The organism is Phaeobacter sp. JH20_29 (assembly GCF_048056175.1).
Lineage (GTDB): Bacteria > Pseudomonadota > Alphaproteobacteria > Rhodobacterales > Rhodobacteraceae > Phaeobacter > Phaeobacter bryozoorum.
Window position 1 is genome coordinate 125105 of sequence record NZ_JAYMWO010000013.1, and the last position, 19020, is coordinate 144124.

Consider the following 19020-nt stretch of genomic DNA (forward strand, 5'->3'; position numbering starts at 1 on the left):
GTTTTCCTGTGTGTAATCAAGGCGAAGAAATGAACATGGAAACGACCACCCAGGCGCTCAACTCCCAGGCCGCCGCTTCCGACATCACCCCGCTTGGCCCTGTCATAGAGGCGAAGGCGCTCGATCTGACGTTTCAGACCAATGACGGGCCGGTGCACGCGCTGAAGAATGTCAGCCTGGAGATCAATCGCGGCGACTTTGTCTCTTTTATCGGGCCGTCCGGCTGCGGCAAGACAACTTTCCTGCGCTGCATCGCGGCGCTGGAACAGCCCACCGGTGGCAGTCTCAGCGTCAATGGCATGACCCCCGATGAAGCGCGGCGCAAGCGGGCCTATGGCTATGTGTTCCAGGCGGCCGGGCTCTATCCGTGGCGAACCATCGCCAAGAACATCAAGCTGCCGCTGGAGATCATGGGCTACTCAAGGGCGGAGCAGGACAAGCGGGTCGAACGGGTTCTGGACCTCGTGGAACTCACCGGGTTTGGCGGCAAATACCCCTGGCAGCTGTCGGGCGGTATGCAGCAGCGGGCCTCGATCGCGCGGGCGCTCGCCTTTGATGCGGATATCCTCCTGATGGATGAACCCTTTGGGGCGCTGGACGAGATTGTGCGCGACCACCTGAATGAGCAGCTCTTGAAGCTTTGGGCGCGCACCAACAAGACCATCGGCTTTGTCACCCACTCGATCCCGGAGGCGGTCTATCTGTCGACCAAGATTGTGGTCATGTCGCCGCGACCCGGACGGATCCATGACGTGATTGACAGCCCGCTGCCAAAGGACCGACCGCTGGATATTCGCGACAGCCCGGAGTTCATCGAGATTGCGCATCGTGTTCGTGACGGTCTGCGAGCGGGGCATGCCGATGACTGATGTGGTCTGTTTGCGGGGCAGGGCACCGGAAGATTCCAATTTTCCGGGACATTTTCGTGGAAGAAACAGGGGGTCGCGGAGCGCTGGGTCCGGAGGGGCAGGATCATGAAAACCGCACTTGCTATATTAAGTGTTCTCGCTGCGATAACCGCGATCTGGTACGCGGCCTGTGTGCCGATGAACATCAAGGGAGTTCTGGACGCTGCTGAACGCGCGGGTGCCGAGGTGACACCGGCCACCGCGCGTGAGCGGCGAGATATGGCGGCGTTTGGGCTGGTTTTTGGCAACCCCGCTGTGGTGACACAGGTCTGGTCGCAGGACCGGCCCCGACTGCCGGCTCCTCATCAGGTGGCGGTGGAGCTTTGGGAGACCACGGTTGAGAAGAGGATCACCTCAAAGCGCAGTCTGATTTATCACGGTCAGGTGACGCTGTCGGCGACGCTTCTCGGCTTTGTGATCGGCACCGGGTTGGGCATTCTTCTGGCGGTTGGAATCGTACACAGCCGGGTGATGGATATGTCGGTGATGCCATGGGCCATCGTCAGCCAAACCATCCCGATTATTGCACTGGCACCGATGATCATCGTGGTTCTTTATTCCATCGGGGTACAGGGAATCCTGCCAAAGGCGGTGATCTCGGCCTATCTGAGTTTTTTCCCGGTTGTTGTGGGGATGGTGAAAGGCTTGCGTAGCCCGGACCAGATGCAGCTTGACCTGCTGAAGACCTACAATGCGAGTGTCGGGCAGGGGTTCTGGAAGCTGCGGTTGCCTGCCTCGATTCCCTATCTTTTTGCCTCCCTCAAGATCGGCATTGCCGCATCGCTGGTCGGGGCCATCGTCGGGGAGTTACCAACGGGCGCCGTTGCGGGCCTAGGCGCGCGGCTTCTGGCGGGGAGCTACTATGGGCAGACCGTACAGATCTGGTCGGCGCTCTTTGCGGCTGCGATCTTGGCCGCCGCGTTGGTTGCATTCTTGGGACTGATCGAACGGCTGGTGCTGAAACGGATGGGGGTGACCGTATGATTGATGTTTGGGCCAAGGGCTCTGCCCTCGCCGCTGCGCGGCTCACCCGGGATATTTTCGGCCAGAAGAACAAGGGGATCAGATCATGACGATGGTTGCGATTGCGCTGCTGGTCTGGTGTGGAGGCTGGTGGCTGAACAGCAGTCTGGCCAATGGTCCACGCGCCCATACCCGTGTTGTGAAGCTGCTTGTCCCGGCAATTTTTGGCGTGACGCTTCTTGTCGTCTGGGAGCTTCTGGTGCGGGGGCTTGCGGTTTCGCTGGTGATCCTGCCTGCGCCTTCGGTCATTGCGGAGCGGTTTGCGACCAGCCTGCCCATTCTCTGGCAGGATTTTCAGCAGACCATTCTCAAAGGGGCGCTGTCTGGGTATATCATCGGCTGCGTCGCGGCGCTTTTGATGGCCATTGCGGTGGACCGCAGTGACTTCCTCCGGCGGGGATTGCTCCCGGTTGGCAATTTTGTGGCCGCGCTGCCGATTGTCGGCACCGCACCGATTCTGGTGATGTGGTTCGGCTTTGACTGGCAGTCAAAAGCGGCCGTTGTGGTGGTGATGGTGTTTTTCCCGGTTCTGGTGAACACCGTGGCCGGGCTGCGGGAAACCTCGGCCATGCAACGCGATCTCATGCAGACTTATGCGGCGAGCTACTGGCAGGGGTTCTTCAAACTGCGCCTGCCTGCGGCGCTGCCCTTCATCTTCAATGGTCTGAAGATTTCGACAACGCTGGCCCTGGTGGGGGCCATTGTGGCGGAGTTCTTTGGTTCACCGACGGTGGGGATGGGATTTCGGATCTCGACCTCGGTCGGACAGCTGGCGCTGGACATGGTCTGGGCCGAAATCCTGGTGGCTGCATTGGCGGGGTCGGCATTCTACGGCATGATGGCTTTGGTTGAGAAAACGCTTACTTTCTGGCACCCGTCGCAACGGGGATAGGCGGGGGCGGGCCGTCGTTGCCCGGCCCCGTAAAAACTGGAAAAAACCTTTGGAGACACAGGGAAATTCGCGCAGAGTTCGCAAAGAACAACAGACATAACAACAGGGAGAAGACAGATGAAAACACTGCTGACCGCCGCCGCATTGGCGCTGGGAACGGCATCGGTTGCGCAGGCTGCCGATGAGGTGAAGCTGCAACTGAAATGGGTCACGCAGGCCCAGTTCGCGGGCTATTATGTCGCGCTGGATCAGGGGTTCTACGAGGCCGAGAATCTCGATGTGACCATTCTGCCCGGCGGTCCCGATATTGCGCCGACGCAGGTGATTGCAGGCGGCGGTGCGGATGTCACGGTCGAGTGGATGCCGGCCGCGCTTGCGGCGCGTGAAAAGGGCTTGCCACTGGTCAATATCGCGCAACCCTACAAAAGCTCGGGCATGATGCTGACATGTTGGAAGGACACTGGCATCGCAGCGCCTGAAGATCTGGCAAATCGTACGCTGGGGGTCTGGTTCTTTGGCAATGAATTCCCCTTCATGAGCTGGATGAGCCAGCTCGGGATTTCCACCGAGGGCAAGGGTGAGAAGGGCGTCGAGGTTCTGAAACAGGGCTTCAATGTCGATCCGCTGCTGCAGCGTCAGGCCGACTGCATTTCGACCATGACCTACAATGAGTATTGGCAGGTGATTGATGCCGGCGTGTCGCCGGATGAGTTGATTACCTTCAAATATGAGGATCAGGGCGTAGCAACGCTTGAGGATGGTCTTTACGTTCTCGAAGACAAGCTTTCTGATCCGGCTTTTGTCGACAAGATGCAGCGTTTTGTCCGGGCCTCCATGAAGGGCTGGAAATGGGCTGAGGAGAACCCGGACGCCGCAGCAGAGATCGTCCTGGACAATGATGCCTCGGGCGCGCAGACCGAAGAGCATCAGAAGCGGATGATGTCGGAAGTCGCCAAGCTGACAGCTGGCAGCAACGGCGCATTGAGCGAGGCTGATTACCAGCGCACGGTGAAGACGCTGCTTGATGGCGGCTCAAGCCCGGTGATCACCAAGGAGCCGGAAGGCGCCTGGACCCATGTCATCACCGATGCCGCGCTGAACTGAGCTTTAGTGCAGTGATCTGGCTCCTGTCCGCTGTTCTGCGGGCGGGGGCTTTTCTATTGTATTGCGCACAGGCGCGCTATTGGGCGCTGTGATCCTCGCCTGTCTCGGCAGGCCAGCGGTGGGGGCGGAAGCATCTTATGAGAGACAGTTTGAGGGCAAAGATCATCGCCGTCTGCAACGACAAGATCGCGAAAAAGGGGGATGGCGTTGGCCTTTCCTTCTATGCGTTTTTTGCCAATCGGAATGACGATCCCGAGGCGCTGATGGAGGCGGCAGAATGGTGGATCAAGCATCATGAGCTGGACCATTTTGAAAAGGCTGTAAAGATTCGCCAGATGGTGGAGACAGGTCTGTGACCCTGCCGTCGTTGTTGCGCTGCAGCCGGTGCGGCGGCTGGTTCTGCACCAGTTGCGCCCGGTCTGTGGGCAGGTGGCCCATTTCCCTGTCCCTTCAGCAGCTGTTGACGCCGACAGAAACGGCGTGACCGCCGATCGGATAGGGCGGATCTTTCAGAATAAATGACAGTTAAAAGTTGAGTCTTATTTTCGATTACACGTTACAGGTCGAAATTCCATGTTAGCCTCATCTCATCAAACGATGGGGATTTTCGGCTGTGGTTTGGTTCTCAATCTGAAGGGAGAGGCCATGACTGTCTGGGAAAATGTGCAACTCTGCCTGCGCTCTCAACCCAATGTGCGCGAAATGGCTGATCTGCGGACTGCGGTCCGGGTGTCGCATCCCGGTGCCTCCTATCGACGGTATAACCCCGAAAGCCAGGTGCGCTGGCCGCTGGCAGATCTCTGTGAGGCGGCGGTGCGGCGGCGTCAGCAGCATTCGCGGTTGGGAGCGTCGGCGCCGCGCTCCGATCAGGTGCTGGTGATGTATGATGCCCGCGCAGTGGAGCAGCTATCCTGGTTGAAGAACCATCCCCCGGTTGCGGGTATGGATGTCACAGCCGCGGCCACCAGCGGTCTGGAACGCGCTGGTCACGCGGATCTGTTACACGCGATTTCCGACGGGTTTGACTGGGTGCTGCTGGAATCCGCAATTGAAGAGAACGCGCGTCTGGCGCAACTGCGGGAGATGGAGCTGGCCGCTTGTCTGGGGCTTGAGGGGCGGGTGGTCCTGTTCCATTCGGCGGCGCATCTGGAGCAGCTGCTGGCGGAAGGTATTGCGCAGCTGCCGGTGATGGAGCACCGGTGTGTCGACACCGAGAGCAACGCCAAGCCGCGCCGTCGGCGCGAGGCGCTGCAGCTCTTTGCCAGTGTGACCCTGTCGCAAGACACTGATGTCATCGCGTTGCCGCAGGACGCCCCTTATGGCGGGATCGAGCTGACTGGGGATTGCACCCTCTGTCAGGCCTGCACCTGGATGTGCCCCACCAATGCGCTAATCGGAGCGGAGAACGGAGGCGGGCTGGACTTCATAGAGGCGGACTGCATGCAATGCGGGCTATGCGTATCAGTGTGCCGCCAGAATGCGATCAGATTGGTGCCACGGCTGGAGCTGAAGCGGGACCGGCTGCCGGTATCGCTGACCCAGCCGGATTTCTTCTGGTCGGATGGGCTGTCCGGCGGGGCCGAAACCGCAATGGTGGAGACGGCGCCGCAGACGGCCAGTTGCGGTTCCGGGCCGACCATCGATACGCCGGGCGCTGCTCGGGCGACTGACGCAGCGGCATCGGGCAAGACCGAGATCGATGATGATCATGACGATCCCGATGATTGGATGGGCGGTGGCGGCGCTGACTGGTCCGGGCATACTGTCCGGGAGAGGACAGACCGGGGGGCTGGCACGGGTTCGTCGCTGCTGCGGCTGAATGATCTGGGCGCGCATTGGCCTGACTGGGCGCGTTTGACGGGACTTATGGCAAAACGGCGCGAAGATCCGCTGTCCTAGGACCTTGGCGTGGCTGTGCAGGGGGGCGACAGATCTGGAGATCCGAAGTTAGCTCTGCTCCATAAACCCGCCGTATTGGCCGCGTTTGAAGATCAGACCCTTGCCCGGGCGGCTGGTGGTTCGCAGCACCGCGCCGACAAGAATACTATGATCGCCGCCGTCGTGGCAGGCATGGGTGCGGCAATCAAATCGGGCAATGACATCAGGCAGAACGGGTATTCCCTCGTCATTGTCTCGCGCTGGAATACAGGAAAAATCTTCGCCGTTGCGGGCAAAATGCATCGCCATGTCCAATTGATCCTCGGCCATGACATGAATCGAAAAATGGGTGGCAGCAACAAAGGGATCGTGGCGTTTGGACGCGCGGGCGGGACACCAGAGCAGCAGTGGCGGATCCATCGAGACCGAGGTGAAGCTGTTGGCTGTGATTGCCAGCGGCCCACGGTCCGTGCGGGTGGTTACCACGGTCACGCCAGTGCCGAAACACCCTAGGGCGTCTCGGTAGGCCCGCAGGCTGTCGGGACCGGGGATAAAGCTGGTTTCGGACATCTCGCGCGCCTTTGGTTCAGTTCTGTGCTGGGTGCCATGGGAACCAGCCCATGTCCACCAGCTACCAATGTGGCACGCATCCCCTCAAAAGCCAGAGAGGATTGAAAACAGGCCCACATTTCTGCGGACCTGTCTGGTAATTAATGTTTTTCGACAACACGCTTTGATTGAACGTCGTCGCGCTGACCTTCGTCAAGCGGTTGCAGCACGCACAACTTTGCTCAGCGAGTTCGCGATCTGGTTGATCTCGCCCATTGCATCGATTCGGTTCAACACATCTTTGTCGTCGTAATAGCTGATGAGCGGCGCGGTCTGGGCATGATAGGCGGCCAGACGGCTGCCTACGGTTTCGGCATTGTCGTCCGCCCGACGCGTCATCTCGGTGCCACCACAGGCGTCACAGGTGCCCTCGACGCGTGGCTGTTTATACTGGTCGTGATAACCTTCGCCACAGCCTGCGCAGGTATACCGTCCGGCAACCCGCGCCACCATTGCGGCATCGTCCACCTCCAGGCTGACAGCGGCGTTGATCCGCTGACCGGTTTCCGCCAGCAGCTTGTCCAGTGCCTCCGCCTGGACCGTCGTGCGGGGGAAGCCATCCAGGATGACGCCCTTTGCACAATCCGGTTCCGCCAGCCGGTCACGCAGGATGTTGATCACGATCTCGTCGCTGACCAGCTCGCCTGCCTCCATTACGGCTTTTGCCGCGAGGCCCGCCGGAGTGCCCGCAGCGACGGCAGCCCGCAGCAGATCGCCGGTGGATAGCTGGACAAGGCCAAAACTCTGTTCCAGTTTACGCGCCTGGGTGCCTTTGCCAGCGCCGGGCGGTCCAAGCAGGATCAGAACCGCAGGGCGGGTGAGAACATCAGTCTCCATGTCAGCAATCATCCTTTGTCGGCCCGGTTTGCAATGAGGTCGTCGACCACGGAGGGGTCGGCGAGGGTCGAAGTGTCACCAAGCGAGCCGAAATCGTTCTCGGCGATCTTGCGCAGGATACGCCGCATGATCTTGCCCGACCGTGTCTTTGGCAGACCCGGCGCCCATTGGATCACATCCGGGCTGGCAATCGGCCCGATCTCGGTCCGCACCCAGGTGCGCAGCTCCTTCATCAACTCATCCGAGGGCTCGCGGTCGTTCATCAGGGTGACATAGCAATAGATGCCCTGGCCCTTGATCTCATGCGGGTAGCCAACCACGGCGGCCTCGGCCACGGCGGCGTGGGCCACCAGCGCGCTTTCGACCTCAGCGGTGCCCATGCGGTGGCCGGAGACATTGATCACGTCATCGACCCGACCGGTGATCCAGTAGTCGCCGTCCCCGTCGCGGCGGCAGCCGTCGCCGGTGAAGTAGTACCCCTTGTAGTCGGAGAAATAGGTTTTCTCGAACCGCTCATGATCACCCCAGACGGTGCGCATCTGGCCGGGCCAGCTGTCCTTGATGCAGAGCACGCCCTCGACGCCGTTGCCGTCGATTTCCTCGCCGGACTGCGGGTCCAGAACAACGGGGGCCACACCAAAGAAGGGTTTCATCGCAGCACCCGGTTTGGTCGCATGGGCGCCGGGCAGGGGGGTCATCAGATGGCCGCCGGTTTCAGTCTGCCACCAAGTGTCGACAATGGGGCATTTCCCCTTGCCGACCACATCATTGTACCAGGTCCAGGCTTCCGGATTGATCGGCTCGCCGACGGTGCCGAGGGTGCGCAGCGAGGAAAGATCGCATTTCTGGACCCATTCATTGCCCTGACCCATCAGGGCGCGCAGGGCGGTGGGTGCGGTGTAGAACTGCGTCACCTTGTGCTTGTCGCAGACCTGCCAGAAGCGCGAGGCATCCGGGTAGGTCGGCACGCCCTCAAACATCAGCGTGGTGGCGCCATTGGCCAGCGGGCCATAGACGATATAGCTGTGGCCGGTGACCCAGCCCACATCCGCGGTGCACCAGTAGATGTCGCCGTCGTGGTAATCGAAGGTGATTTCGTGGGTCATCGCGGCATAGGTCAGATAGCCGCCGGTGGTATGCACCACGCCCTTGGGCTGGCCGGTTGAGCCGGATGTGTAGAGGATGAACAGCGGATCCTCGGCATTCATCTCGGCCGGTTTGCAGTAATCATCTGCTTCCAGTGCCATTTCGTTGTAGTCGTAGTCGCGCCCGTCGACCCAGGTGGTCTGACCGCCGGTGCGCTTCACCACGAGACATTTCACTGTGTCTTTTGTGTGCAAGAGGGCTGCGTCGGCGTTTGATTTCAGCGGGGTCTTGCGGCCGCCGCGCGGCGCCTCGTCGGCGGTGATGATCACCTTGGCGTCGCAGCCGTTGATCCGGGCCGCCAGCGCATCGGGGGAGAAGCCTGCAAAGACGATGGAATGAATGGCGCCAATGCGGGCGCAGGCCAGCATGGCATAGGCCGCTTCGGGGATCATTGGCAGGTAGATCACCACCCGGTCGCCCTTGCGCACGCCCATGGTCTCTAGGATGTTTGCCATCCGGCAGGTACGGGTATGCAGCTGTTTGTAAGAGATATGCTGGGCAGGCTCTTGCGGATCATCCGGTTCCCAGATGATCGCGGTCTGATCGCCTCGGGTGTCCAGGTGGCGATCAATACAGTTGGCGGAGACGTTCAATGTGCCATCCGCGTACCAGTTGATCGAGACATTGCCGAGTGTGAAATCCACATCCTTCACCTGGCTGAAGGGCTTGATCCAGTCGATCCGCTTGCCCTGTTCGCCCCAGAACCCCTCGGGATCCCGCATCGAAGCGGCGTACATCTCGTCGTATTGTGCAGCGTTGACATGGGCGCGTGCAACCGTCTCCTCCGACGGCGCATAGGCTTTGCTGTCGCTCTCCTGGGTCATCTTGTGTCCCTCCCTCCAGTCTGTTCTCGGAATGGCACACCACAGCGCACAGCGAGATGTGTCAAACCTTTTCCGTCCTCCACAGCGATAATACCCAAGCTTGAAAATAAGGAAATAAGTGTCCGAGGAATAAGGATTTACCTGTAAATCTATTTCCGAGGTTGGTCTGAGGTAGTAAACTTATTATGGCGTTGGCAAATTAATATTTTGTTTATCATGATGTTAGGTGTAAATATCGACCGGAGCGCCCGTGCTGGCAAATCAGCGGCCTGCCCAATGCTGGCGCTATCAACGGGCACCGACTGGCACCATCGCCTGCGGCAAACTGTGCCAGGGTGCGACGCCCTCGGGTGCCTGTCGGTCCATGGGGCCGGGCGCGTCTGCGGACCGCTGCCAAGTTGTCAGGCAGGTTTTGTGCCCATGGCGCACCAGCGCCTTGTGGGGTTGGCAGCGCCCTGGCTTAGCGCTAGCGTGGTGCCAGATGCTCGCAACTCTGCGGACCTGAGGGCTGTGATCGCAGGATCACAGCAAGCCCGGCACCCGGCGACGCCAAGGTGCAGGGGGGGGCGCAAGAGGGACAAGGGCACAAACTGGGAGGTACTCATGAAGACCAATTTGACCGCCGCAACTGCGGCGCTTGTCGGCCTGTCCATTGCAGGCAGCGCTGCGGCCACCGAATGGAACGTTTCTGTCTGGGGCAAACGCCGCGCCTTTACCGAACATGTCGAAAAGCTGGCTGAGCTCGTGTCCGAGAAAACCGGCGGCGAATTCACCATGAACATCAGCTATGGTGGCTTGTCGAAGAACAAGGAAAATCTTGACGGGATTTCCATCGGTGCCTTCGAGATGGCGCAGTTCTGCGCGGGCTACCACCGCGACAAGAACCCGTCGATCACAGTGCTGGAACTGCCGTTCCTTGGCGTGAATACGCTGGAAGAGGAAGTCGCTGTCAGCCATGCGGTCTATGCACATCCGGCCGTACAAAAGGATCTGGCGCGCTGGAACGCCAAGCTGCTGATGACTTCACCCATGCCGCAGTACAATATCGTCGGCACCGGCGAAGCGCGCGATGAGCTGGGTGAGTTCAAGGATATGCGGGTGCGGGCCACCGGCGGCATCGGTCAGGCATTTTCTGCCGTGGGCGCGGTGCCGACATCCGTGACTGCAACAGAAGCCTATAACGCGATGGAATCCGGCGTTGTCGATACCGTTGCCTTTGCCCAGCACGCGCATCTCAGCTTTGGCACCATCAACAAGGCCGACTGGTGGACCGAAAACCTCAACCCCGGCACCGTGAACTGCCCGGTGGTCGTGAACACCGATGCCTACGACGCGCTGAGCGATGCCGAGCGTGAAGCCCTGGACAGCTCGGTGGATGAGGCAATTGCCCATTACCTTGCGAACTATGGCGTGCTGCTTGAGAAATGGGACAGTGTTCTGGCCGAAAAAGGCGTCGAGAAGGTCACGATCTCCGAGGATCAGCTGGCTGAATTCCGCAAGGTTGCCGCCGATCCGATCCGCGAGCAGTGGATCGCCGACATGAGCGCGCAGGGACTGCCTGCGCAGGAGCTTTATGACCTGGTGCAGAAAACCCTGAGCGACCTGCGTTCGGGAAGCTGATTTTCATCCAAGTGATGAAAGGGCCGGGCAAAGCTGCGCCGGCCCTTTCTTACGTGATTGCAAAGTAGATATGACGGGGGCAGACGATGGCAGGCAGTGCGGCGGTGCTGGTAGATGACAGCCTGATCAGCAGTTTGGACAGGCGTCTGCTGCGGCTGGAACGCGGATTGGCCCTGGTCAGTGGTCTTGCGGTGTTTTCGCTGATGGTACTTGCGGTGGTCTCGGTTGGCGGGCGCAATGGTTTCAACGCGCCGCTACCTGGCTATGTGGACTGGATCGAACAGGTGATGCCGCTGATCGCCTTTATGGGCATTTCCTTTGTTCAGCGCGACGGCAGCCATATTCGCATGGATCTGGTGATCTCGTCGCTGCGGGGGCGTGCACTCTGGCTGTTTGAGCTGTTCTCGGTGTTATTGATCCTGGCCCTGATGTTGGCGCTGCTCTGGGGCAGCTGGTCGCATTTCCAGCGCTCCTTCGATTTTGCCGCCCCCCTGTGGAGCCGCGACAGCTCCATCGATATCGGTCTGCCGATCTGGCCGGCCAAGCTGCTGGCGCCGGTCGCATTTGGCGTGCTGTGCCTGCGCCTGTTGCTGCAGGTCTGGGGCTATGGCCGCGCGCTGGTTCTGGGGCTGGACAGCCCGGCTGCGGTTCCGCTGGTGCAGAGCGCCGCAGAGCAGGCAGCGGCCGAGGCTGAACATCTGGGCGGGGTGTCGACCACCGCCAGTGACCGCGACTAAAGGGGCAGACTATGGAACCTATCGAAATTGGCCTCTGGGTCAGCGGCTTTCTTCTGATAACTGTGTTCTTGGGGATGCGGGTGGCCTTTGCCGCCGGTCTCGCTGGGCTGGTCGGCCTTGTCTGGATCTTCTGGGCCAAGTTTGGCTATGATCCGGCGCGGTTCACGAAGGCGCTGACCATCGCCGTGAAGACCGCAGGGCAGGTGCCCCATTCCAAGGTCTCAAGCCAGGCGCTGAGCCTCATTCCGACCTTCATCCTGATCGGCTATCTCGCTTATTACGCAGGCCTCACCAAAGCGCTGTTTGAGGCCGCAAAACGCTGGTTGGCCTGGGTGCCGGGCGGGCTGGCGGTGTCGACCGTCTTTGCCACGGCGGGCTTTGCCGCCGTCTCTGGCGCCTCTGTTGCGACATCCGCCGTCTTTGCCCGGATCGCGATCCCCGAGATGCTGGCAATCGGTTACGACAAACGCTTTGCCGCAGGTGTGGTGGCGGCCGGCGGCACGCTGGCCTCGCTGATTCCGCCCTCTGCGATCCTTGTTATCTACGCGATTATCGTCGAACAGGACGTGGGCAAGCTCCTGCTGGCAGGCTTTATCCCCGGTGCCTTCTCGGCACTGATTTACGGTTTGCTGATCATCGGCATGGCGATGACGATCAAGGGCTTTGGCCCTGCTGTCACCGGCTTTACCTGGCGCGAGCGCTTTGTCTCGCTGCCGCCTGCGCTGCCGATCCTGTTTGTGGTCGCGACGATCATTTTGTTTGTCTACAACCCCTTTGGGGGCGATGCTTGGGGGACCCCGACAGAGGGTGGCGCAATCGGGGCCTTTGTGGTGTTTCTGATGGCGCTGTATCGCGGGATGCGATGGGCGGAGTTCAAGGACGCGCTGCTGGAAACCGCAAAACTGTCGGTGATGATCTTTACAATCATCTGGGGCGTCCTGATCTACGTCCGCTTCCTTGGCTTTGCTGAACTGCCGGCGGCGTTTTCCGACTGGATCACCTCGCTCACCCTGTCGCCGATGCTGATCCTGATCTGCATCCTGCTGGCCTATGCGGTGCTCGGCATGTTCATGGACGCCATCGGTATGCTGCTTCTCACGCTTCCGGTGGTTTATCCGGCGGTGATGGCGCTCAACGGAGGTGAATACGTTTCAGCGGCGGAAAGCACATTTGGCATGTCCGGGCCGATGTGTGCGATCTGGTTTGGTATTCTGGTGGTGAAAATGGCCGAGTTCTGCCTGATCACCCCCCCGATCGGTCTCAACTGCTTTGTCGTTGCGGGTGTGCGGGACGATCTGACGGTGCAGGATGTGTTCAAGGGCGTGACGCCGTTCTTCATTGCCGATGGTATTACCATCGCTTTGCTGGTTGCTTTCCCCTCTATCGTGCTCTGGCTGCCAAGCCTCGCCTAAGGTTCTGCCAGATATAAAGAATACAGCTTCGGGCCACGACAGATCCTCTGCCGTGGCCCAAAAAATCCCAAGCTTACAGAATTGTAAGCTCCGCGCAGAGACCCTGTAAGACTGGACCTGCATATTCGTCTCATCAGCCAGACACGGCGTCCACCGCCCTGGCGCAATAGATGAGAGGAATGGAAGATGATCACCAAGACAACGACACGTATCGTTATGACCGCAACCCTGATTGCAGGTGGCTTTGCCGCACAGAGCCTGCGCGCGCAGCAGGCGCCGGAGGTGGCCCCGGTCGAGGTGGCAGAGGCCGAGCTGACCTATGCGGATATGCTCGCCGTGCCTGTCACCTTTGATCAGGTCATGCGCACAGCATTGGAAAACGCCGAAGGCCGACTGGTGGAAATCAGCCTTGATGACCTTCACGACACGCCTGTGTTTGTTGCGGTTGTCGCCAGTCCGACCAGCCTGACAGAGATCGTGGTGTCAGCCACCGATGGCTCGATCCTGAACACCGCGACCCAAACCGCGGCCTCACCCGAAATGATGCAGCAGCTGTTGGACGATGAGTTCGAGGACGGGCTGGACTTCGCAAGCCTGATTGATGAACTCGAAGATGATGAGTGCGATTGCGACGATGACGACGATGAGGATGACGATCACAAAGGCTGATTACCTCGTCCGGATCTGATGACGGGCCGGAGCGTGGGCTCCGGCCTTATCGAAGTATTCCCTAGACCATCCTTGCCGCCGCGAGAAAGACAGATCAGGCGGCTGGCCGGAGACCATTCATGAAAAAGCTATATCTTGGCTGCCTCGCGGCAGTCGCCCTTGGAGCCTGTGGCGACAGCTATGAAGAACCGCTCCTGTTAGATGGGCCGCAGCAAGTCGGGTTTCACTCCGATTTGGGCGCCTGCCGTGCGTTGGCCGAACAACACGTAGACAAAACGTTGAAATCCAGCGCTGTTCAAGGTGCGGTGATCGGTGGCATCATCGGAGCGGTAGACAGTGAGGATGGAGACCGCGCCGATGACGCATGGATCGGAGCTGCACTCGGCGGTGGTATCGGGGCGCTTGACGGGCAGAATGAACGCGACAAACAGCGCCGCACCATTCTTATCCGCTGCATGCAGGGGCGCGGGCATCGTGTGCTGGCGTGATGCCCTGTCCAGCTCCCGTCGCCGACTTGTCGGTCGGCAAATACTGCCGATCGTCCGGTGCGCCGGGTTCAACCTTGGGGAGCTTAATTGTGATCCGTTGAACTCCGGTCATCCGAAACGAGCTTGCACCCAATTGCAGCGCCAGGGGGCCGGCTTGGTCACTTGGGCGCGATGCTGAAACCGGCGGAGTCCTGATGCGAATTCTCCTGCTCGAAGATGATCCTGAAATTGGCACCTGGACGGTCAAGGGCCTCATGGCAGCGGGCCATGTGGTCGACTGGATCGAGAATGGTCGCGAGGCGCTGCTGGCTGCAACAACCCGCGACTATGATGTCCTGATCTTTGACAGGATGACGCCGGATCTTGACGGACTTTCGGCGCTGAAAACCCTGCGCTCTGCACGGATTGCCACCCCCTTGATCCTGCTCACCGCGCTCGGCGCGGTTGAGGACCGTGTCGAGGGGCTGGAAGCCGGTGCTGACGACTATCTCAGCAAACCCTTCGCCATGTCTGAGCTGCTGGCCCGTATCACCGCCCTGAGCCGTCGCGGACGGGCTGAGGCCGCAGAAATGACAACCCGGCTCTCTCATCGCGGGCTTGAGCTGGATCTCTTGAGCCAGACCTGTACCTGCAATGGCCAGATCGTCTTGCTGAACCCCAAGGAGTTTCGCCTGCTGGAGGTTCTGATGCGTTCCAAGGGGCGGATCCAGACCCGCGCCATGCTGCTGGAACGGGTCTGGGACATTAATTTCGATCCCGCCACCAGCGTTGTCGAAACCCATATGAGCCGCTTGCGGAACAAGATTGAAAAACCCTTCGGAACGGAGTTCATCAAAACCGTGCGCGGATCCGGGTATATGTTCCTTGATTAGATCCTTCATAAAGAGCCTGTTGCGGATGAGCGCCCTGCGTCAGGCGATTGCCCTGTCGCTGGCGTTTCTGGTTCTGCTGACCATTGGCGGGCTGCTGCTTGACGATGTCATCACCGAAGAGTTCCGCGCCGAGACGGAAGCGGCGCTGCGGGAGGAATATCAGCGCATCAGCGATCGGCTGACACGCACCGGGCGCTTCCCCGATCAGATCGTGACTGCCGAAGTGTTTTCCGACAGCGGTGTCGGCTATGCCGTTCTGCGCGCAGATGGCAAGGTTCTCGGCCCCGTGCTGCGGGGAGCTTTTGACAGGCCGGGGTTTGATATCCTGGAGGGCGAACAGCTGTTTCAACCTGCGGCACTGGAAACTCTGGACCGGATCTTTGAGCTGATCGAGGATGAAGATGAAGAGGACGATATATCCTCTGACCAGCCGGGGCGGAACCCTGGTACCGCTCGCCAGCTGGGCTTCGATGTGGAGTTTGACAGCGACGCCGATCTCGGCTGGCGCATCTATAGCGGTGCGGTGCTGGATGGCCGCCTTCTGGTCTATGCGCCCGGTGTCAGTGCCTTTGGCGCGGATCTTACCGGCGTCATCCTTATCTTCGTCATCATCCTGTCGCTGCCTGCGCTGGTCATCGGATTGATCTTCGGGATCCGGGCACAGCGACGTCTGAACCGGATCGGCGCGGGGTTTGACCGTATTGCCGATGGCAATCTTGATCTTCGGCTGGCGCCCCGGGTGATCCGCGATGATATTGATGAACTGGCCGCGCGGATTGACGGTGCCACCGAACGTTTGCAGGCCTCGATGCGGCAGATGTCTGATTTTTCCGCCAATATTGCGCATGATCTGCGCACGCCACTGACACGTCTGCGGCTGCATCTCGATCAGGCGGAAGACGCCGAGGATCAGGCCGCCCATAGAGAGGCCGCGATTGCGCAGATGGATGATATCATTGCCATCTTTGGCGCCATTCAGCGGATTGCGCGGATGCAGAGCCAGCGGCGGCGGGACGGTTTTGCACCCGTCGAACTGGCGGCAGTCGTGGAGCAGGTGCATGAAATATACGAGGCGGTGGCGCAGGACGCCGGGCAAGAGCTGTCCTGCCGCGTCAGCGATGCCGTCACTATCAATGCGGACCGCAGCCTGATCATGCAGCTTCTGGCAAATCTGATCGAGAACGCAATCCGCCACGCCGGCGAGGGAGCCAGCATTGCAATCGACTTGAGCGGTCGCAGGCTGTCAGTCACCGACACTGGCCCGGGAATACCCGAGGCTGAACGCAGCCGCGTGCTGGATCCGCTCTACCGGCTCGATCGCAGCCGCAACACCGCCGGGGCAGGGCTTGGGCTGGCCATGGTAAAAGCGATTGCAGACCTTCACGAAGCGGAGCTGGCGTTGATGTCGGGACCAGATCAGCGCGGACTGCGGGTCGAGGTGAGATTTCCCGAGGGCTGACGTCGCCCGCCTGCCGTCGAGGATGCCATTCTGTACCGCTGCGCCAAAAAGCCGCGAAGCTGCGGAAATAGGGTTACCCATTGCGCGCGCGCCTCAGCTACTAAGTGCTGTGCCGCGTGTTGGCGCTGTTTCAGATCAAAAAAGACAAGCACCATGAAGTTGACCGGCCCCTTTCTGTTCATTCTTGCGACATTGATGATTGATGCGATTGGCATTGGCATCGTGTTTCCGATCATGCCCGATCTAATGCTGAGAGTGGGGGCCGAAAGTACCGCCGAAGGCGCGTTGTGGAGCGGCATCATGATGTCGGCCTATGCCGCCGCCATGTTTCTGTTCGGCCCGATTGTCGGCAGCCTCTCCGATGCCTATGGGCGTCGGCCGATCCTGATCCTCGCGCTTGTCACCCTGACGATCGACTATGTCATCATGGCGCTGGCCCAGACCTATTGGATGCTGCTGGTTGGTCGGGTCATCGCCGGGATGGCGGGGGCGACTTATATCACGGCGACCGCCTATATATCGGATATCGCCAAACCGGCAGAGCGTGGCGCTGCCTTTGGGATGATCGGTGCCGCCTTTGGTATCGGCTTTGTGCTGGGGCCTGCAATTGGCGGCATGGCGTCGGGGCTGCACATCAGCGCGCCCTTCTGGATCGCTGCGGGCCTTTCGGCGGTCAACGTGCTGTTCGGGCTGATCATTCTGCCGGAATCCCTGAAGCCGGAGAACCGTCGCCCGTTTGGCCGCCGTGATATCAACCCCTTCGCGACCCTCCTCCGCGCCTTTGCCATCCCCGGTCTGGCGATCCCCTTGATCTGTATCTTTGTCTTCGAGTTTGCCAATCTGGTCTACCCGACACTCTGGTCCTTCTGGGGGCGCGAGGTGTTTGGCTGGGACGGGTTCACCATCGGGCTGACCCTTTCAGCCTATGGTGTTCTGATCGCCGTGGTACAGGCGGGCATCCTGCCGCAGCTCACCAAACGCCTGGGGGATTTCAGAACACTGATCATCGCGATGGTGGCGGCGGTGATTTCCATGATCGGGTTTGGCGTTGCCAGTGCCATCTGGGTCGTCATTGTGTTTTTGCCGATCGCCGCCCTGTCAGATATGGCTCCGCCGCTGATCACCGCATTTGCCGCCAACCGGGTTGGCGAGGATCAGCAGGGTGTGGTTCAGGGCGTCATCGCTTCGCTGTCGTCGGTTGCTGCTGTCGCGGCTCCGCTGGTGCTTACCGGGGTGTTTGAACGGTTTGTCGGCGAGACCGGCTGGTATCTGCCCGGTGCCCCGTTTCTGGTCGCCGCTGTGCTTGTGGTGGCGATGGTGCCGCTGGTACTGCGTCTCAGGGCTCATGACACCGGCTGACGGCCTTCACAAAAGAAAAGGGCCTGGAGATGTAATCTCCAAGCCCTTGAAATCTTTGGCTCCGGCGGTAGGGATCGAACCTACGACCAATTGATTAACAGTCAACTGCTCTACCGCTGAGCTACGCCGGAACGGTTTGTGCCGTATAGCGGTCGGATCTGATGAGGTCCAGAGTCGTTTTGCGATTTTTTGAAAAAATCTGCGGTCATCCGGTTGTCTATGGGAGCTGAGCGAACAGCGCGCCGAATGACAGAGGATCTGCGCATGTGACGCGGGATTGCCCTGCAAGATCAACGAGGTGGGCAAAAACATTGCGCTCGGCGGCGATGCGCAGCGCTGCCGGAGTTTCGGTGTAGATGCGCGCGGTCAGCTCTGCCACGGTGGCCGGTCCTTTCGCAAGCTCCGCCATGATCGCAGCCTCACGCCCTTTGCGGTGGGTGATCAGCCAGGCGAGCCGGGCCGCAGGGTCGCAAACCGGTGCGCCGTGCCCGGGGTAGAAGACGCGCCAGTTGCGCGCGGCCAATCGCTGGCAGGAAGCCATGAAATCTGTCAGATCGCCATCGGGAGGCGACACCAGCGAACTGGCCCAGCCCATCACGTGATCGGCGGTAAAACAGGCGTCTTTCCAGGCAAAAGCGATATGATTGCCAAGATGTCCGGGCGTGTGGATCACTTCCAGCTGCCAGTCCGGGCCGGCCACGATATCACCGTCGCGCAGCCTAATGTCTGGCGTGAAATCCACATCGATGCCCTCACCGCCACCGGCGAGGCCGGCGGCGGCCAGCTCCGTCATCACAGCGCTTCGCCCTGTTGTTGCATCGCCGAAGGCGTAGACCGGCGCGCCGGTGGCCTTGGCAAGCGGCCGGGCGAGGGGGGAATGGTCCAGATGGCTGTGGCTGACCAGAATGTGGCTGATGCGCTGATCCGGTTCCACGGCGTCAAGGATCGCCCGCAGATGGGCGTCACTCATTGGGCCGGGGTCGATGATGGCAATATCGCTGTGGCCCAGCAGATAGGTATTGGTGCCGCGATATGTCATCGCAGAGGGGTTCGGTGCGAGGATACGGCGCAGACCCGGTTCGACATTCTCCGCGATGCCTGCGGGGGGATTGAAATCGTCGGGTGCCTGCATCTGCTCTGATCCTTGGTGATAAACGGGGCGCGGAAGATGCGCGTTTTGCTT

At 60.3% G+C, this 19020-nt stretch carries 18 protein-coding genes and 1 tRNA gene; 14 read left to right on the forward strand and 5 right to left on the reverse strand.

Annotation, left to right across the window (positions count from 1 at the left end; translation table 11 throughout):
* Positions 1-29 precede the first annotated feature (29 nt).
* The 6 genes from VWZ85_RS10350 (at position 30) to VWZ85_RS10375 (ending at position 5826) form a co-directional block, all read left to right on the forward strand.
* Positions 30-869: an ABC transporter ATP-binding protein gene (locus VWZ85_RS10350; protein ID WP_416553047.1), complete on the forward strand. Its 840-nt coding sequence runs from the start codon at positions 30-32 to the stop codon at positions 867-869.
* 105 nt (positions 870-974) lie between these two features.
* Positions 975-1892: an ABC transporter permease gene (locus VWZ85_RS10355; RefSeq protein WP_340545343.1), complete on the forward strand. Its 918-nt coding sequence runs from the start codon at positions 975-977 to the stop codon at positions 1890-1892.
* An 85-nt stretch (positions 1893-1977) separates the two neighbouring features.
* Positions 1978-2823 carry an ABC transporter permease gene (locus tag VWZ85_RS10360; RefSeq protein WP_416588159.1) on the forward strand — a complete coding sequence of 282 codons (846 nt, stop codon included), beginning with the start codon at positions 1978-1980 and terminating at the stop codon, positions 2821-2823.
* A gap of 117 nt (positions 2824-2940) precedes the next feature.
* Positions 2941-3927: an ABC transporter substrate-binding protein gene (locus tag VWZ85_RS10365; protein ID WP_416536154.1), complete on the forward strand. Its 987-nt coding sequence runs from the start codon at positions 2941-2943 to the stop codon at positions 3925-3927.
* A 137-nt stretch (positions 3928-4064) separates the two neighbouring features.
* A complete protein-coding gene (locus VWZ85_RS10370; RefSeq protein WP_416542393.1) occupies positions 4065-4283 on the forward strand; it encodes a DUF6500 family protein in 219 nt (72 codons plus the stop codon).
* Positions 4284-4572: 289 nt separating this feature from the next.
* Positions 4573-5826, forward strand: coding sequence for a 4Fe-4S dicluster domain-containing protein (locus VWZ85_RS10375; RefSeq protein ID WP_416588162.1), 1254 nt, complete (start codon positions 4573-4575; stop codon positions 5824-5826).
* Positions 5827-5874: 48 nt separating this feature from the next.
* Here the strand turns inward: VWZ85_RS10375 and VWZ85_RS10380 are convergent, their stop codons facing one another.
* From VWZ85_RS10380 to acs, 3 genes are all read right to left on the reverse strand, one after another.
* Positions 5875-6375 (reverse strand): flavin reductase family protein, encoded by a 501-nt coding sequence (locus tag VWZ85_RS10380; protein WP_340545348.1) that lies wholly within the window; start codon positions 6373-6375, stop codon positions 5875-5877.
* A 192-nt stretch (positions 6376-6567) separates the two neighbouring features.
* Positions 6568-7251: an adenylate kinase gene (locus VWZ85_RS10385; RefSeq protein ID WP_416536148.1), complete on the reverse strand. Its 684-nt coding sequence runs from the start codon at positions 7249-7251 to the stop codon at positions 6568-6570.
* A gap of 8 nt (positions 7252-7259) precedes the next feature.
* A complete protein-coding gene (gene acs / locus VWZ85_RS10390; RefSeq protein WP_416588164.1) occupies positions 7260-9221 on the reverse strand; it encodes an acetate--CoA ligase in 1962 nt (653 codons plus the stop codon).
* A 603-nt stretch (positions 9222-9824) separates the two neighbouring features.
* On the opposite strand from acs, the gene VWZ85_RS10395 reads away from it, so the two are divergent.
* The 8 genes from VWZ85_RS10395 (at position 9825) to VWZ85_RS10430 (ending at position 17837) form a co-directional block, all read left to right on the forward strand.
* Positions 9825-10841, forward strand: a complete 1017-nt coding sequence (locus VWZ85_RS10395; RefSeq protein WP_340545351.1) for a C4-dicarboxylate TRAP transporter substrate-binding protein — start codon at positions 9825-9827, stop codon at positions 10839-10841.
* Between the two features lie 86 nt (positions 10842-10927).
* Positions 10928-11578 (forward strand): TRAP transporter small permease subunit, encoded by a 651-nt coding sequence (locus VWZ85_RS10400; RefSeq protein ID WP_340545352.1) that lies wholly within the window; start codon positions 10928-10930, stop codon positions 11576-11578.
* 11 nt (positions 11579-11589) lie between these two features.
* Positions 11590-12990, forward strand: coding sequence for a TRAP transporter large permease (locus VWZ85_RS10405; RefSeq protein WP_416588166.1), 1401 nt, complete (start codon positions 11590-11592; stop codon positions 12988-12990).
* A 186-nt stretch (positions 12991-13176) separates the two neighbouring features.
* Positions 13177-13659 carry a hypothetical protein gene (locus VWZ85_RS10410; RefSeq protein WP_340545354.1) on the forward strand — a complete coding sequence of 161 codons (483 nt, stop codon included), beginning with the start codon at positions 13177-13179 and terminating at the stop codon, positions 13657-13659.
* A gap of 119 nt (positions 13660-13778) precedes the next feature.
* The gene (locus tag VWZ85_RS10415; protein WP_416540290.1) at positions 13779-14147 is read left to right on the forward strand and encodes a glycine zipper family protein; all 369 of its coding nucleotides are present in this window, start codon (positions 13779-13781) and stop codon (positions 14145-14147) included.
* A gap of 194 nt (positions 14148-14341) precedes the next feature.
* Positions 14342-15019 carry a response regulator transcription factor gene (locus VWZ85_RS10420; RefSeq protein WP_416588168.1) on the forward strand — a complete coding sequence of 226 codons (678 nt, stop codon included), beginning with the start codon at positions 14342-14344 and terminating at the stop codon, positions 15017-15019.
* Between the two features lie 25 nt (positions 15020-15044).
* Positions 15045-16478: a sensor histidine kinase gene (locus tag VWZ85_RS10425; protein WP_416588170.1), complete on the forward strand. Its 1434-nt coding sequence runs from the start codon at positions 15045-15047 to the stop codon at positions 16476-16478.
* 153 nt (positions 16479-16631) lie between these two features.
* On the forward strand, positions 16632-17837 hold the full coding sequence (locus VWZ85_RS10430) for an MFS transporter (RefSeq protein ID WP_340545358.1): 1206 nt from the start codon (positions 16632-16634) through the stop codon (positions 17835-17837).
* A 56-nt stretch (positions 17838-17893) separates the two neighbouring features.
* Here VWZ85_RS10430 and VWZ85_RS10435 read toward each other — a convergent pair.
* Positions 17894-17968, reverse strand: a tRNA-Asn gene (locus tag VWZ85_RS10435).
* 86 nt (positions 17969-18054) lie between these two features.
* Complete coding sequence (locus VWZ85_RS10440) at positions 18055-18969, reverse strand: MBL fold metallo-hydrolase (RefSeq protein WP_416588173.1); 915 nt, start codon at positions 18967-18969, stop codon at positions 18055-18057.
* Between the last annotated feature and the right edge of the window lie 51 nt (positions 18970-19020).

Coding starts and splice junctions, on each gene's coding strand:
- VWZ85_RS10355 (WP_340545343.1), top strand. CDS start 975: ATGAAAACCGCACTTGCTATATTAAGTGTTCTCGCTGCGATAACCGCG.
- VWZ85_RS10360 (WP_416588159.1), top strand. CDS start 1,978: ATGACGATGGTTGCGATTGCGCTGCTGGTCTGGTGTGGAGGCTGGTGG.
- VWZ85_RS10375 (WP_416588162.1), top strand. CDS start 4,573: ATGACTGTCTGGGAAAATGTGCAACTCTGCCTGCGCTCTCAACCCAAT.
- VWZ85_RS10420 (WP_416588168.1), top strand. CDS start 14,342: ATGCGAATTCTCCTGCTCGAAGATGATCCTGAAATTGGCACCTGGACG.
- VWZ85_RS10350 (WP_416553047.1), top strand. CDS start 30: ATGAACATGGAAACGACCACCCAGGCGCTCAACTCCCAGGCCGCCGCT.
- VWZ85_RS10405 (WP_416588166.1), top strand. CDS start 11,590: ATGGAACCTATCGAAATTGGCCTCTGGGTCAGCGGCTTTCTTCTGATA.
- acs (WP_416588164.1), bottom strand. CDS start 9,221: ATGACCCAGGAGAGCGACAGCAAAGCCTATGCGCCGTCGGAGGAGACG.
- VWZ85_RS10365 (WP_416536154.1), top strand. CDS start 2,941: ATGAAAACACTGCTGACCGCCGCCGCATTGGCGCTGGGAACGGCATCG.
- VWZ85_RS10425 (WP_416588170.1), top strand. CDS start 15,045: ATGAGCGCCCTGCGTCAGGCGATTGCCCTGTCGCTGGCGTTTCTGGTT.
- VWZ85_RS10395 (WP_340545351.1), top strand. CDS start 9,825: ATGAAGACCAATTTGACCGCCGCAACTGCGGCGCTTGTCGGCCTGTCC.
- VWZ85_RS10430 (WP_340545358.1), top strand. CDS start 16,632: ATGAAGTTGACCGGCCCCTTTCTGTTCATTCTTGCGACATTGATGATT.
- VWZ85_RS10440 (WP_416588173.1), bottom strand. CDS start 18,969: ATGCAGGCACCCGACGATTTCAATCCCCCCGCAGGCATCGCGGAGAAT.
- VWZ85_RS10400 (WP_340545352.1), top strand. CDS start 10,928: ATGGCAGGCAGTGCGGCGGTGCTGGTAGATGACAGCCTGATCAGCAGT.
- VWZ85_RS10410 (WP_340545354.1), top strand. CDS start 13,177: ATGATCACCAAGACAACGACACGTATCGTTATGACCGCAACCCTGATT.
- VWZ85_RS10415 (WP_416540290.1), top strand. CDS start 13,779: ATGAAAAAGCTATATCTTGGCTGCCTCGCGGCAGTCGCCCTTGGAGCC.
- VWZ85_RS10380 (WP_340545348.1), bottom strand. CDS start 6,375: ATGTCCGAAACCAGCTTTATCCCCGGTCCCGACAGCCTGCGGGCCTAC.
- VWZ85_RS10385 (WP_416536148.1), bottom strand. CDS start 7,251: ATGGAGACTGATGTTCTCACCCGCCCTGCGGTTCTGATCCTGCTTGGA.
- VWZ85_RS10370 (WP_416542393.1), top strand. CDS start 4,065: ATGAGAGACAGTTTGAGGGCAAAGATCATCGCCGTCTGCAACGACAAG.